The following is a 14,536-nucleotide window of genomic DNA, read 5'->3' as shown; positions in this document are numbered from 1 at the left end:
AGACATTAGAATTATTAAAAGGTGCGCCAACGTGAACGCCAGCCGACCCAATACCCCGCTCCTTGATCAGGTTCAATCCCCCGAGGATATGAAACAGTTTTCCGATGCACAGCTGTGTCAATTGGCCGATGAGTTGCGCCAAGAAACGATTTCTGTGGTTGCAGATACCGGCGGCCATCTAGGCGCGGGGCTGGGCGTGGTAGAGTTGACCACCGCCATACACGCGGTGTTCGATACGCCCAAGGATCGGCTGATCTGGGATGTAAGCCACCAATGCTATCCACATAAAATTTTGACCGGTCGGCGCGATCAAATGCGCACCATTCGCCAAGGCGGCGGTCTGTCAGGATTTACCAAACGCAACGAAAGCCCCTTTGACCCATTTGGCGCGGCGCACAGCTCTACCTCTATTTCGGCGGCGCTGGGGTTTGCGGTGGCGCGGGATCTGGGCGGCGCCCCGGAACACGGGCTAGGTGATGCGATTGCGGTGATCGGCGATGGGGCCTTGTCGGGTGGTATGGCCTACGAGGCAATGAACAATGCGGGGCATCTGGGAAAACGTCTGATCGTGGTATTAAATGACAATGATATGTCTATTGCGCCACCAGTTGGCGCCATGTCTAGCTATCTGTCGCGTCTTTATGCGGGCGAGCCGTTCCAAGAGTTAAAGGCCGCGGCCAAGGGTGCGGTATCGCTGTTGCCCGAGCCATTTCAAGATGGAGCCAAGCGTGCCCGCGATATGCTAAAGCATATGACCGTGGGGGGCACCCTATTTGAACAGCTAGGCTTTTCATATGTTGGCCCAATTGATGGCCACGATATGGAACAATTGCTTAATGTCCTACGCACTGTAAAAACCCGCGCACAAGGCCCGATTCTGATCCATGCCATCACCCAAAAAGGCAAGGGCTATGCCCCGGCTGAAAGCTCGGCCGATAAATATCACGGCGTTAGCAAATTTGATGTGATCTCGGGCAAACAGCACAAGGCGCCGTCGAATGCGCCCAGCTATACCTCGATCTTCGCCCAAAGCCTGATCAAAGCGGCCGAGAAGGACACCAAAATTACCGCCGTTACCGCCGCAATGCCCGATGGCACTGGGCTTGACCTATTTGCAGAGCGATTCCCCAACCGCTGTTTTGATGTGGGTATAGCAGAGCAACATGCGGTTACGTTTTGTGGCGGCATGGCGGCAGGCGGGCTAAAGCCCTTTTGCGCGCTATATTCCACATTCTTGCAACGGGGCTATGATCAGATTGTCCATGATGTTGCAATTCAGCGCCTGCCGGTACGCTTTGCCATTGATCGCGCAGGGTTGGTGGGGGCCGATGGCGCTACACATGCGGGCAGTTTCGACATCGCGTTTTTGGCCAACCTGCCGGGGTTTGTCGTCATGGCCGCGGCTGATGAGGCGGAATTGGTGCATATGGTGGCAACCGCTGTTGCGCTTGATGACAGGCCCAGCGCGTTCCGTTTCCCTCGCGGATCAGGGACAGGCGTGGATATCCCCGACAAGGGTAGCGTGTTGGAAATCGGCAAGGGCCGTATGATTGCCAAGGGCAGCAAGGTTGCAATCCTCTCCTTTGGTGCGCGTCTCTCTGAGGTCGAGAAGGCCTGCGAGCACCTAGGCGCCAAAGGGATCACCCCGACGATCGCCGACGCGCGTTTTGCCAAACCGCTTGATCGGGACATGATCCTACAACTGGCCGCAGATCACGAGGCGCTGATCACCGTGGAAGAGGGCGCCGTGGGTGGCTTTGGTAGCCATGTCATGCAATTGCTCTCGGATGAGGGCGTTTTCGATCACGGTCTTAAATTCCGCTCTATGGTTTTCCCCGATACGTTTATCGATCAGGATAGCCCTGCAAAAATGTATGCCGCCGCCGCCATGAACGCCGATGATATCGAGGCCAAGGTTTTGGATGTACTGGGGGTTGGGCAGATTAATGCGCGCGCCAATTAGGGGCGCGTGAACTCGGCCACCAATTCCACATGCGGGTTGAATAAGAACTGATCGACCACCTGAACCCAATTCAGGCTGTAGCCCGCATCCACCAACACCCTTGCGTCCCGTGCGAAGGTTGCGGGATTGCAGGATACAAAAGCAATCTTGGCCACATCAGATTTGGCCAGCTCTTTGGTTTGGGCCAATGCGCCAGCGCGGGGCGGATCAATGACAACGGCATCAGTTTTGCACAACTCTTCGGCCAAAACCGCGCGGCGAAACAAATCGCGGGTGTGCGTGGTGATATCGCGCAGACCATTTGATCCCCGCCATGCCTGATCAAGCGCGCCCATCATGGCGGCGTCGCCCTCATAGGCCACAACGGTTGCCATGCGTGCCAGCGGAATAGCAAATGTTCCACAACCGGCAAAGAGATCTACCACCTGTTTGGCATCACCGACAATTTTTGCCACAATAGATTGTAGCTGTTGCTCGCCCAGCTTGGTCGCCTGAAGAAATGAGCCCGCGGGCGGGAATACCGCCACCCCAGCAAAGGTTTGGCGCGGGGGATCGGATTGCACCGCAATCTCGCCATTCCATGCAAGGCGGATGATATTCGCGCGGCCTGCGATCTGTGCCAGTTTTGAAATCTGCGGTGCATCCAGCTCTTTGCCGTTTTCTATGCTTAGATCCATGCCATTATCTGCCAGTGTCACGGCCACGCGTAGCGCGGCCTTGCGCGATGCGCCTAAGATCGCGATTTCGATCAATGCAGGAAACAGCGCTAAAATTTCTGGAGCGATGACCGCACATTCAGTGATCTCGATGATGTTATCTGACCCACGGCCATAAAACCCAACCATTGCGCCCTTTTTGGTGCGCTTTACGCTTAGCGTGGCGCGGCGTCTGCTGTGTAGGTTTACCACATCCGAAATGCGCACCTCTGGGTGCAGATTGACCGCAGATAGCGCATCTTTGGTTTTTTGCAATTTCCAATCTGCCTGCACCTGTGCGGTGGTATGCTGCATTGTGCACCCGCCACAGGATTTATAGTGGCGGCACACGGGCTTTATGCGTGCGGGGCTGGGGGTGATGATTTTTGGGGTATCCATGCGCCCGTTAGATATGTCGCCAGAAACAATCTCGCCGGGTAGGGCATAGGGCACATAGATTTCTGCGCCGCCATCACGGGCAATGCCATCGCCCAAGGCACCCAGTTTTTCGATCGTTACTTCTCTCATTTTGCGGGCTCCTTTTGGCTGGCAACCTGCGCGGTTTGCCAGCTTGTTTGGCCGCTGACAAGGGGGCTAGCCCAAATCCGCGAATGCGATCATCAGAACCGATAGAACCAGCAGAGCGGCCATTGTCCAATTAAACACATCCGCACGTCGCTTGGTGGTCAGCCAGCGCTGCATGTAGGTGCCGAAATAGGCCCAGCCAGAGGCCGAAGAAAACCCGACAAACACAAAACAGGCGGCCATGATCATGGCGGTGATCGCAGGGCGGCTGGGATCAGCAAACTGGCTGGATATGCCAATTGCCATGACCCAGCCCTTGGGATTAATCCATTGAAAGGAGGCTGATTCAATCAGTGTAAAGGGGCGGGCCTCTTTGGCCTGTGCATTAGGCTGGCCAGCGGTGGCAATGCGCCACGACATCCACAATAACACCACCGCGCCCAGTATCCTCAGCCCTTCGCGCAGGACAATGCTCTGCTGGAACAGGTTGCCAAGGCCCAATGCAATGCAAAACACCATGATCGGGAAGCCAATACCAATACCAGCAACATGGGGGAATGTTGCGCGAAAGCCAAAGCGCGCGGCCGAATTGGCAACCAAAGTATTATTTGGCCCCGGTGTCCAGCCGGCCACCAATGCGATACCCATCAAGGAGATTAGCTCTGCGATAGTCATGTTAGTAGGGCCTCTTTGCTAAGTGAAAAATCTGAGTAAATCCAACGCTCTTCCAGTTCCGCAAGGCGCGCACCAATTTCAGGCCCGCGCAGATCGCGACCAAGATCAGCCGCGCGCACAGGAAAGCGCCGCTGATGCGCAGCGCCCAATTCTATGGCGGCCATGTAATCGGGTGCCGGCGGGGTCTCGGTCATTGCAGACAGGGCCAAATAATAGGCTCGCGCCAATGACCGGCCAAGAATATAACCAGCGCGCGGCGGGGCATATCCGATTGCGGTGGCGGTGCGCAATTGATCCAGCATGCGGTTTTCTGCTTTGGATAGGCACAGAGATTTTTGAATATCTTCGCCCCCCAGAACAAACAATCGCGCCAGCCAATGGGCGGGGTGGCCCGCCTCTAAATGCACCAGTGGTGCGATAAATTTAGCGGTGCCGCCCGTTAGAATGGCGGGCAACAGGCCGATTGTCTGCATGGTGGCCAGCGCGGGGCTAGGGTCTGGAGCGGCCAATAGCTTGCGCATCTCGTGGCCGATGCGCTCTTTGGATAGGGTTGAAATACCCTCAATCCCGCGGTGACAGGCATCCAAAGACACGGAGTCAAAGCCCTGTTCAGGATCAGCATAATAGGCGTGAAACCTAAAATAGCGCAGGATGCGCAGGTAATCCTCGCGTATGCGATTCATCGCCGTACCAATGAAGCGAATGCGCCGTGATGTGATATCGCCAAGGCCATTCAAAGGGTCAAACAACGCCCCATCTGCATCAACATAGAGCGCGTTCATGGTGAAATCGCGGCGGCGTGCATCCTCGATCATATCGGTGGAAAACGCTACGGTTGCGCGGCGCCCATCGGTGGCGACATCTTTGCGAAAGGTGGTAATTTCGAAGGGTTGATCATCTACCAGCACAGTGATGGTGCCGTGATCTAGACCTGTGGGGATGGTTTTGAAACCCGCATCACGGCAATATTTATCAACATCCAAAGGCAATGTAGCGGTGGCGATGTCTATGTCTGAAATTGGAATATTCAGAAGGCTGTTGCGCACACAGCCGCCTACGAAATAAGGCTCGACGCCGCGCACCCGCAGGGCCTGTATCAGTTTTTGCACCGATGGGTTTTGTAGCCATTGAAACTCAAGCATTTTGTGCCTCATGCAATAGCTCAGAAAATTGGCGCAACATGCGTGCTGTGGCACCCCAAATATAATAGGGCCCATAGGGAAGTGCGTAATATTGGCGGGTTATACCCTGCCAACTGCGATTTTGAATCGCATAGTTTTCAAAATCCAACACATGCGTTAGCGGTACTCTGAAAGCCTCGGCGACCTCGGATGGTTCTGGGGTGGGGGTGAAGCCATCATCGATCAGCGCCACTACAGGGGTTACAGAAAACCCAGTGACCGTTTCATGCGCGGGAAGCAGGCCGACAATCTCGGTGCTGTGATAGGGCAGATTGATTTCCTCATAGGCCTCGCGTTTGGCAGCGCTGATGCTATCGGCATCTTCGGCATCTATCTTGCCGCCGGGGAAGGCGATTTGGCCTGGATGGTGGCGCAGCGCAGAAGAGCGCTTGGTCAGCACCACATGCCAACGCCCTTGGTAATTCTGTAACCCGACCAGCACAGATGCCGCGCGCCATTGCACGCCACTGGGCCGTAGGTTTGGGTTCAGATCAAAATCTGACGTGGCTTGGGTTTTGTTGGCCGGTGCCAATGCATGGCGCAGGCCATCTGCGCTGATTTCAATATCCATGGCGTAGTCATGGCCCAGGTAGGCGCCTAGGGCAAGGGGTGGTTAGTTTTCCACGCCCTCGAAGCCCAGGGTTTTTGGCTCTAGCTCGTAATGGGCACCACAGAATTGGCAATCGGCGGTAACCATTCCATTTGGGGCCAACATTTTGGAAATATCTTTTTGAGAGTAGATTGACATGGACTGTCTCACTTTGTCTTCGCCGCATGTACAACCAAATTTGACCACCTGAGGGTCGTAGACCCGTGGGGTTTCTTCGTGGAACAGGCGGTGAAGCAACTGTGGCGGTGTGACATTCGGGCCGATCAGTTCAAGCTCTTCTACTGATTCCAGCAATATGCCGACGCGATTCCAATCCTCGGCCAATGTTTCAGGGCTCTGTTCTTCTTCTGTATCAAAGGAGATGGGCGCGCCGCTCTTATGCGGGGATGCCTTGGGCAAGTGTTGAATCATCACACCACCCGCGCGCCATGTATCCTGCTGTCCGGGCTGTGCAGAAAGCCCAGTGATAATTTTAAATTTGGTGGGCAACTGTTCGGATTGCTGAAAATAGGTTTCCGCACAGGCGGACAGTGATTCCCCATCCAATGAGGTGATGCCTTGGTAGGGTTGCATATGTGCGCCCTGATCCATCAGTACCGCAAACATACCCTTGCCGATGTTTGCGAAGCCCGTTTCAGGGCTGGCATCAAGGCGATCCTTGTCATAGCTGGCGTAGGCGCGAATTTTGGCGGGTTGACCATCTTCGCTGGGGCCATAGTAATCGGTGGCGATGATGCGAATTGGCCCATCTCCGCGAATTTGTAGCGACAGCTTCCATTGTTGTTTGATTGCTTGGCCAATTAATGCGGTTAACATGACAGCTTCGGCAACTAACGCAGAGACCTGTTGGGGGTAGTCATGTTGTGCCAAAATCTCGTTTAGCAGTGAATCAAGGCGCGCCGCACGGCCGCGTACGTTTGATGCATCTAGCTGGAACGGTAGAACCAGTTCGTCCCAGCCTTCGAAATTGATTTCTTGTGTCATGGTTTTGACCTACTACATATGTTTGTGCCCCAATTAGTCGCCTTTGTACAAAAGCGCAATCGGGTGTAGTGTATTGCGAAGAAGGATATTGGAACGATGTTGCGATTTGGTGCGCCGAAATTAGCCACAGAAAATTATAGGGATCGCCCAGGCGCATATGGAGTTATTTTGGGGGAGCTGGGTGTGTTGTTGACGCATCAAATTTCTCCGATACCTGAATTTCAATTACCGGGCGGTGGCATCGATAAAGGCGAGCCACCCTTACAGGCGCTGTATCGCGAGATTGCAGAAGAAACGGGGTGGAGTTGCCAAGTAGAGCGCAAGCTGGGTGTTTACTGCCGCTATACCTTTATGCCTGAGTATGATCTTTATGCGCGCAAAATTTGCCATATCTATGTGTTGCGCGCCGGGCGCTCTTTGGGGCCCCCAAGTGAGCGCGGACACTACGCTATCTGGGCAAATGCCGAGGCTGCGCTGGATATGATAGCATCAGAGGGAGATCGATATTTCCTAGGGCAATTTTTGTTGCATAACTAGCGGGATCCCACATGGGCTTCGGCCCAGAGAACGCGACGGTTTTTGGATTGCATTTTACCTAAAATCTCCTGAAATGAATTCACAGTTAGGGGCTGTAGCGGGCCGGTGCCGCTGATATCCGAAATATCAATCGGGGTGCGGTTGCGTTCGACAATACAAAACAGTTTCTCGGTTGCGGTCTTGCTTTCGACTTTGATATCAAAACCATCCTGCGCATCTGGTACGGTAATTAATTGTCCTTTGCTGACCGCAAAGGCGACATTGGGATCCATTGGAAATACCTGCACGATTGGGCTAGTGCCGGATCGATGAAAACAGCTTAGGAATCCAGAGCTAGGGATTGATATCTGAGCGCGTATGACATCATTGGTTGCGTATCTGGTTTTTAAAAACCGCATCGGAAGACCGCCTGGGCCAGTTCTTGGAATATTTTTTGACTTGAATATTGGATTGGATTGCGATGTGGCCGGACGCGGGGTTGTTTCTGCAATCACCAATGTTGGCATTTCAGGGTTCTGGAATTTTCCGTCTGGATCCGAGGTCCGTCGTCTTGGGGCAAAGCCGCTGGTCTGTTCTTGTAGGTGTTGGTATGTATCGTAGTTTAGATCACCGGTTGCAATAAGGCCGGACTTAGCCTGAAAATGGCTAATGGCATCGCGCGTACGCTGATCCAGAACGGCGGTAACCGCGCCGCTGTAATACCCCAGTTGGGTCAGCATTTTCTGCACCTCGGGGATGCGAAGCGGTTTGTCTGCGGAACTAAAGACAATCTCTTTGCGGTTTGTCTGGCGCTGTTTGGTTGCCGGGATGTTTAGACATTCCCAATAGGGGACATTTGCATGGCGCCCGATCAGCTCGATCGCGCCTAATTCTACGAGGTTTCGCACCGCTTGGCTCATGCTTTCGATACGAGAGATTTGAATGGTGCTCTTGAAGAGTGCCATGTTGATGGTTCCAGTAGCACCGGTGCCAAAGCTCCGACTGGTCACGACCATTGAGTTGGCAACTGAAGACCCTGGTACAACTGTTTTATCTGGGAAAGACACTAAATGCATATCAACAGTAACAATCGACAATCCACGGCCGATGTTGGCATTTGCATCCCCTAGGGATCGTTCACCACTTTGATCGGTGCTGGTAATAGAACCGCTGCTTGAAGAAACGCTGCTATCAACCTGTGAGATTGATCCACGTACATACAGTGTGGGTGTGGCTATATTTTTTTGTGGCGTATAGATGGCAATTTGCCCGGAATCACGTTCCAATGATTGATCAACGAATACATAGGCCCCGCTGGTTCTATTCATCTGATTTAGCGCGTTAACCAGCATATCGTCTCCGGCGACAGAAATCTTATTTGTTAGGTCGGGAATGCCAGTAGAAGAGATGAGTGTGCGCCCGCGTTTGGTACTGGCCAGTAGCGTGTCCATACACCGCAGGCTGGCGCTAAAGGATGTGAAGTTGCGCGCCGCGGGCACCTTGGGCTGGGCGGTGCGCTGTGCAAAATTTGGGCTAAGTGGGGTGCAGGCGACCCCTGCAATCAGCAAGCCCACCAAACCCAAAGAGCGCAAAGTTTTTAGAGTCGAACGCATAACCATTCCTTTGATTCCAATTGGAGTCAGATTGGATAGAAGCCGTAACTAAAGCGTAAAATAAGCAGAATTTACCCGGAGAATTCGAATAAAATTGCAGACAAATCATCGCCAAAATCATCACCTTCTGCGAACTCGGTCAGATCCCAAACGATGTCGGCCAGCAGTTCTGGGCCGCTACTGTTTTGATGATTTAGCAAGATGGTTTCGAGACCTTCGTCATCCAGAAGGTCGCCAGCGGTATTTTGGCATTCGGTTAGGCCATCGGAGTACAATAACAGTTTGTCATCGTGGTTTAAATCGAAGCTGAAGGTTTCAAAAGGCACATCTGGGATCAACCCAATTGGGGGGCCGCCCTCGCCCAAGCGCCGAACGCCAGTGTTGTGATTGAAAATCACTGGAAATGGGTGACCAGCCTGTACCATTTTGGTGTGACCAGTTTTTAGGTTTATGTCGGCATATGCCAATGTGAAATAGAGCTCGGTGTCACTATGTGCAAGCAAGTGGTGGTTAAATGCCGCGGCAATTTCATGGGGTTCGCGAATCGTGTAATCACCCTTTAGATCAGATTTAAAAGCGATGTTATTCGCGCGATCATGGGGCGAGAATTGCCCATTAAGCTGAACGGTAAGCAATGCGGAAGAAACGCCATGCCCCGAAACATCTAGAGAGTATACAGCGATTCTATCTTCGGTAAGCGCAAAGGTTCCTAACAGGTCTCCACCGACATGTCCGCTGGACTTGAAAATATTGGACAAACGATACGTTTCGGTAATGATCTCGGCGGCCGGCAATAATGAATGCTGTAGCTTTTCGGCCTGGATGAGATCTTTGGTCATTTCCGCGTTCACGCGGTTCACTTCTGCAAGGGCAGCGGTGGTTTTCGCATATTCCAGATGTAGTTCCTGTTGCATGCTAAGAATGCGCTCGCCCGCTTTGATGCGTGCGCGCAATTCAGCGGCATTTACCGGCTTGGATAGAAAATCATCCGCACCTTTTTCTAGCCCCTCTGCGATATCGCCTTTCTCGGATTTAGAGGTCAGTAGAATAAAGTATCCATAGTTTTCACGGGGTAACTTGCGAAATTCCTGGCAGAATTCGGGGCCGCTCATTTCGGGCATTACCCAATCCGATAGAATCATATCTATTGGATGTTGATCCAGTATATCGAGCGCCTCTTGTCCCGAAGCCGCCTCATGCAATGTAAACCCCCACTTCTTTAAGTGCGTAGAAACCAGTTTGCGTTGAAGGCGACTGTCGTCGACCACCAGCACACTAAGAGAACTTTCACTTGGAATATCATCAATAAAATTGGGGTTTTGCATTTGTATTTTGCTCCTATCATTGGGGGAACATCGCCTAGAGGCGTTTATAAAAAATGAAGTCTGGTAAAATTATCTTTTTGGGTTTGGTAACTAAAAATTAGCCCTACACTGCACATACTCAGCGCAATGAACACGAATATCGAGACACAGATGCGCCCCCTTAAAAAATTCTATTTCTCCGAGTATGAAGACCGAAAACCAGAGCCGCCGCTGGCCTATAATCCGCGCATCGAATTTCTGTGGCAATTATGTGCGACGGCCACGGTATTTCTGGGAATCTGGTATATTCAGTGGCGCTGGGCGCATTCACTAAATCACGATGCGCTATGGTTTTCGGTGCCTGTGGCTCTGGCTGAAACCCTGTCATTTATCGGGTTGCTCCTTTATGTGAACAATTTGTGGTCTACGGATGACGTGCCGAAATCCCCACCTCCGGAAATGCGCCGAGAGGTTATGTTTGATGGCGCGGATCGACCGTTGAGCGTGGATATTTTTCTGCCCACCTATACCGAAGACCCAGAGCTGATCCGGTATTCCATTCGGGATGCAATGGCGGTGCGATATCCATATTCAATAGATATAAAGGTGCATGTTCTGGATGATGGGAACCGTCCAGAAATGAAGGCCGTAGCCCAACAAGAGGGTGTCAATTATATCACCCGCAGCAGTAATATCGGCTACAAAGCTGGAAATCTGCGCAACGGAATGGAGAACACCGACGGGGACTTCATTGTAATCCTCGATTCTGATACGCGTGTTTTTCCTACATTTCTAATCAATACCTTGGGGTATTTTAGGGATGCTGATGTTGCGTGGGTTCAGACACCGCAGTGGTTTTATGATGTGCCAGAGGGAACGAGATTACCTGACGTATGGCAAAATGCCTGTGGGGTGGTTGGGAAATGGTCTGCCAAGGCCGTCGAAACTGTGGTTGGCCCAATTACAGTCAACCAAGACCCTTTCATTTCCGATCCGAAGTTGTTTTACGATGTGATTTTGCGCAGGAGAAATCGCGCGAATGCATCGTTTTGTTGTGGTGCTGGGTCAATTCACCGCCGAGGCGCGGTGATGGAGTCTGCTTTGCGTGATTATTCGAGCCAAGTGCAGGGAATGGTCGCGGGGTATAGTGAGAATGAATCTGTACCAGATCGAAAAGCGCAGCTGCAATCCGCGCTTGCAACGGAGTGCGCACTTTCTACAGAGCTGACCCCCTATAAATTCCATGTCTCCGAAGATATCTATACCTCGATTGTTTTGCACGAAGACACCGAGAGAAATTGGAAATCGATTCTACACCCAGGGGTGGAGACCAAAATGTTATCGCCCTTGGATTTACACACATGGGCATTACAGCGGTTTAAGTATGCGGCAGGGACATTGCACATCATGCTTTATGATAATCCGCTTAGACGGTCGGGGATGAGCCTTGCCCAAAAAATGATGTATGCAATGACGTTTTGGTCTTATCTTGCACCTATATGGTTGGTGATTTTTATCGGTGCGCCCATTTTTGCATTGTTCTCTGGCATTTCGCCAGTCTCTGCCTATTCGGTAGAGTTTTTCGCGCATCTTTTGCCTTTTCTGTTGATGCATGAATTGGCCTCCGCTCTTGGGACATGGGGGGTTGATAATCGCAAGGGTAAGATGCTGAACCTTGCGTTTTTCTCGTTTAATATTCAGGCGATGTGGGCGGTAGTCATGCGCCGAGAGATTAAATTTAAGGTGACCCCAAAGTCTAGAAATACGGGCAATTTTCTCCACTTGGTGATTCCGCAGATCACGGTGCTATGCCTGTGTGTTTTGGCCATAGGATACGGGGCGGTTCAGCAATACTTGGATCCAAATCCCCAAAGGTTAACAGCACTGATCGTGAACGGTTTCTGGGCCAGCATTAATGGCTATGCGATGACTGTGTTGATTGCCGCAGCACTCTGGCGCCCGAAGGATATCGCCTCGGCGGGAATGGAAATTCAAGATCAAGTAAAGCAAGGAGAACTAGCATGACTGCTCGTGCAAGCATTTTAAAGGTGCGGAGCCATATCGCGTTTTCCGTTGGGCTGTGTTTGGCTGCAGGCATTGCCCTATCGATGGAAACGGGTGTTGCCACCAGTCTGCGGGGGCCAGCGGGGGCGTTGATCATACCCACCAAGGATCAGGTGGAATTGGCACCAATTGGCGCCCTAAGTGAACAGGATATGAACGCGGCGCGTCTGGCATGGCAGTATTTTGAAAAAAACTACCAGCCAGAAACGGGGCTCGTGAATTCGGTGAATAATTATCCCTCGACGACGATATGGGATCAGGCCTCTTATCTGTTGGGGTTGATTTCAGCAGAGCGGATCGGATTGATCGACCGTGCGAAATTCGATCACCGTATGGGCCTGGCGTTGCGAACACTTGGAAGAATAGAGCTGTTTGAGGGGCAACTCCCAAACAAGGTGTACCATACTCAGACCCTTGCGATGACCAACTATGCAAATGCTCCGGTCGAACAGGGTATTGGCTGGTCTGCTCTTGATGTTGCACGCATGAGCGTACCTCTGAATATTTTGCTGTATGATTATCCAGATCATGCGGGGGCGTCGGCGCAAATCATTCAAAACTGGGATTTTTCCAGCATGTTGAAAAACGGCGAGATGTTTGGTGCGCGCGTGAACCCCGAGACAAACCAATCAGAAACAGTGCAAGAGGGTCGCCTTGGCTACGAAGAATATGCCGCGCGGGCGATCGGGTTATTGGGTTTGGATGCGCTGAGCGCGATGAAATATGACGATTATCTAAATTTTGTGCCGGTATCTGGTCAACAGATCGCAATCGACAGCCGCAGTTTTTCAGAATTTGATGCCCATAACTATGTGGTCAGCGAGCCCTATATTTTGGCGGCGATCGAATTTGGGCTGGATACAGAGGCGCGAGAGCTGGCGGATCGCATTTACCGTGCCCAAGAGGGGCGCTTTAAAAATGCCGGCATTTTGACCGCGGTCAGCGAGGACAACCTCGATCAAGAGCCCTACTTTTTGTACAATACTGTGTATGCAAATGGTGTGGCGTGGAACCCATTGGCCGAGGATGGCAGCTCTCATACAGATAAGCGCACGGTCAGCACCAAGGCGGTTTTCGGTTGGGATGCGTTGTTCCAGACGGAATATACCGATCGGTTGCTGGAACATATAGATGTCGCCAAAACTACGGACAGCGGGTGGAATTCTGGCATCTACGAGTCGGATGGGCGGGTAAACGCAGTATCGACAGCCAATACTAACGGGATCATTTTAGAGGCGCTTCAGTACAAGCTGAACGGCCCATTGGTTACGGGAAGATTCAACAGAAAGGACGAACAGTGATAAACTGGGATCAAGTGAAACAGCTAGAAGAAGATATTGGCGCCGAGGACTTCGGGGATATCGTTGTGGTTTTTATAGAAGAGGTCGACGAGGCGGTTGATGCACTGCGCGAGATTACATCGATGGGTGATGATGACATGGCGACCGCACTACACTTTTTAAAAGGTTCGGCCGCCAACCTTGGGTTTGCGGATTTTGCGGCATCATGTGGCGCGGGTGAGGACTTGGCGAATAAGCAGCAGGCAGCAGAGGTGGATCTACAGTCTGTGGTTGCGCTATACGATGCATCAAAATCCGAATTTTTAACTGGGGCGCCCGTGCACACCAGCTATCAACCTTAGTCGATGAAACTTGCTACGGCGGTAATAAACGCGCGTGTAGCCTCGGCATGTAGCCAATGCCCAGCACCATCAATCGATTGAATTGATGATGCTGGGAACAGGGCCTTGATCCGTGGGTATTCATCTTTGGATACATAGGGCGAGAGGGCACCGCGCAGGAAAAGGGCTGGCCTCTTAAATTGACCACTGATTTCTGGGAAGCCAAGGATCAAGTCCATGTTTTTTCCCAAAGAATCCAAATTCAATTTCCAAGAGTTACCTTGTTCGGACAAAATCAGGCTCTGCAAGAAAAATGCGCGTACTGCCGGCTCTAGATGAGATTCTGCTAATATTTCGTCTGCTTCGGAGCGTCGGGTCAGATCAGAGATTGGTAGAGATTTCATGATCTCTACATTCGAGGCCTGATCGTGGTTATATCCCGTCGGCGCGATATCGATAATCAGCAATCTGTTAATCAATTCAGGACTTTCAAGCGCCAAGACCATTGCCGCCTTGCCGCCCATGGAATGCCCCATCAAATCTATAGGGCTATCTAGTGATTGAATGACTTTGCGCAGATCATCTGCCATTGCTGGATAGCTGTGATCATCGCTCCAAAAGCTGTTGCCATGGTTGCGCATATCAAGGGTTACAACATGGCGATCGCGGCCGAAGTGCCGTGCGATTGCACGCCAATTGCGGCCAGAACCAAATAACCCGTGAACAATAACAAGGGTGGGGTGGTCGCTGGGTGTACCGAATTGTTGGATTTCTAACATGGGAAC

Annotated in this window: 13 protein-coding genes; 5 read left to right on the top strand and 8 right to left on the bottom strand. The window is 51.9% G+C overall.

Annotated elements, in window-relative coordinates; translation table 11 throughout:
- The first annotated feature begins 31 nt into the window (after nucleotides 1-31).
- Complete coding sequence (gene dxs, locus QQL62_RS08435; protein ID WP_284377753.1) at nucleotides 32-1,963, top strand: 1-deoxy-D-xylulose-5-phosphate synthase; 1,932 nt, start codon at nucleotides 32-34, stop codon at nucleotides 1,961-1,963.
- On the opposite strand, the gene QQL62_RS08430 is transcribed toward dxs, so the two are convergent.
- The 5 genes from QQL62_RS08430 to hslO form a co-directional block, all read right to left on the bottom strand.
- Nucleotides 1,960-3,186 (bottom strand): class I SAM-dependent RNA methyltransferase, encoded by a 1,227-nt coding sequence (locus tag QQL62_RS08430; RefSeq protein WP_284377751.1) that lies wholly within the window; start codon nucleotides 3,184-3,186, stop codon nucleotides 1,960-1,962. The two genes, dxs and QQL62_RS08430, sit on opposite strands and share 4 nt — an antisense overlap.
- Before the next feature lie 66 nt (nucleotides 3,187-3,252).
- On the bottom strand, nucleotides 3,253-3,858 hold the full coding sequence (locus tag QQL62_RS08425; protein ID WP_284377746.1) for a LysE family translocator: 606 nt from the start codon (nucleotides 3,856-3,858) through the stop codon (nucleotides 3,253-3,255).
- The gene (locus QQL62_RS08420; RefSeq protein ID WP_284377744.1) at nucleotides 3,855-5,000 is read right to left on the bottom strand and encodes a CCA tRNA nucleotidyltransferase; all 1,146 of its coding nucleotides are present in this window, start codon (nucleotides 4,998-5,000) and stop codon (nucleotides 3,855-3,857) included. Before QQL62_RS08420 ends, QQL62_RS08425 begins: the two co-directional genes overlap by 4 nt.
- The gene (locus QQL62_RS08415; RefSeq protein ID WP_284377742.1) at nucleotides 4,993-5,610 is read right to left on the bottom strand and encodes a CoA pyrophosphatase; all 618 of its coding nucleotides are present in this window, start codon (nucleotides 5,608-5,610) and stop codon (nucleotides 4,993-4,995) included. The genes QQL62_RS08420 and QQL62_RS08415 overlap by 8 nt, the downstream gene beginning before the upstream one ends.
- Before the next feature lie 42 nt (nucleotides 5,611-5,652).
- Nucleotides 5,653-6,633, bottom strand: a complete 981-nt coding sequence (hslO, locus tag QQL62_RS08410) for an Hsp33 family molecular chaperone HslO (RefSeq protein ID WP_284377739.1) — start codon at nucleotides 6,631-6,633, stop codon at nucleotides 5,653-5,655.
- Between the two features lie 96 nt (nucleotides 6,634-6,729).
- On the opposite strand from hslO, the gene QQL62_RS08405 reads away from it, so the two are divergent.
- Complete coding sequence (locus QQL62_RS08405) at nucleotides 6,730-7,170, top strand: NUDIX domain-containing protein (RefSeq protein ID WP_284377737.1); 441 nt, start codon at nucleotides 6,730-6,732, stop codon at nucleotides 7,168-7,170.
- Here QQL62_RS08405 and QQL62_RS08400 read toward each other — a convergent pair.
- Nucleotides 7,167-8,762 (bottom strand): peptidoglycan-binding protein, encoded by a 1,596-nt coding sequence (locus tag QQL62_RS08400; protein WP_284377735.1) that lies wholly within the window; start codon nucleotides 8,760-8,762, stop codon nucleotides 7,167-7,169. The two genes, QQL62_RS08405 and QQL62_RS08400, sit on opposite strands and share 4 nt — an antisense overlap.
- 71 nt (nucleotides 8,763-8,833) lie before the next feature.
- A complete protein-coding gene (locus tag QQL62_RS08395) occupies nucleotides 8,834-10,087 on the bottom strand; it encodes a SpoIIE family protein phosphatase (protein WP_284377733.1) in 1,254 nt (417 codons plus the stop codon).
- 150 nt (nucleotides 10,088-10,237) lie between these two features.
- Here QQL62_RS08395 and QQL62_RS08390 point away from each other — a divergent pair, with 150 nt between their 5' ends.
- The 3 genes from QQL62_RS08390 to QQL62_RS08380 are packed head-to-tail and all read left to right on the top strand — an operon-like array spanning nucleotide 10,238 to nucleotide 13,772.
- A complete protein-coding gene (locus tag QQL62_RS08390) occupies nucleotides 10,238-12,091 on the top strand; it encodes a glycosyltransferase (RefSeq protein ID WP_284377732.1) in 1,854 nt (617 codons plus the stop codon).
- A complete protein-coding gene (locus QQL62_RS08385; protein WP_284377731.1) occupies nucleotides 12,088-13,431 on the top strand; it encodes a DUF3131 domain-containing protein in 1,344 nt (447 codons plus the stop codon). Before QQL62_RS08390 ends, QQL62_RS08385 begins: the two co-directional genes overlap by 4 nt.
- The gene (locus tag QQL62_RS08380) at nucleotides 13,428-13,772 is read left to right on the top strand and encodes an Hpt domain-containing protein (RefSeq protein ID WP_284377730.1); all 345 of its coding nucleotides are present in this window, start codon (nucleotides 13,428-13,430) and stop codon (nucleotides 13,770-13,772) included. Before QQL62_RS08385 ends, QQL62_RS08380 begins: the two co-directional genes overlap by 4 nt.
- Here the strand turns inward: QQL62_RS08380 and QQL62_RS08375 are convergent.
- Nucleotides 13,769-14,530 (bottom strand): alpha/beta fold hydrolase, encoded by a 762-nt coding sequence (locus QQL62_RS08375; RefSeq protein WP_284377728.1) that lies wholly within the window; start codon nucleotides 14,528-14,530, stop codon nucleotides 13,769-13,771. The two genes, QQL62_RS08380 and QQL62_RS08375, sit on opposite strands and share 4 nt — an antisense overlap.
- Nucleotides 14,531-14,536 lie beyond the last annotated feature (6 nt).

Origin of the sequence: Amylibacter marinus (assembly GCF_030160015.1) — a bacterium.
Lineage (GTDB): Bacteria > Pseudomonadota > Alphaproteobacteria > Rhodobacterales > Rhodobacteraceae > Amylibacter > Amylibacter marinus.
This window is presented reverse-complemented; position numbering and strand designations above follow the sequence as displayed.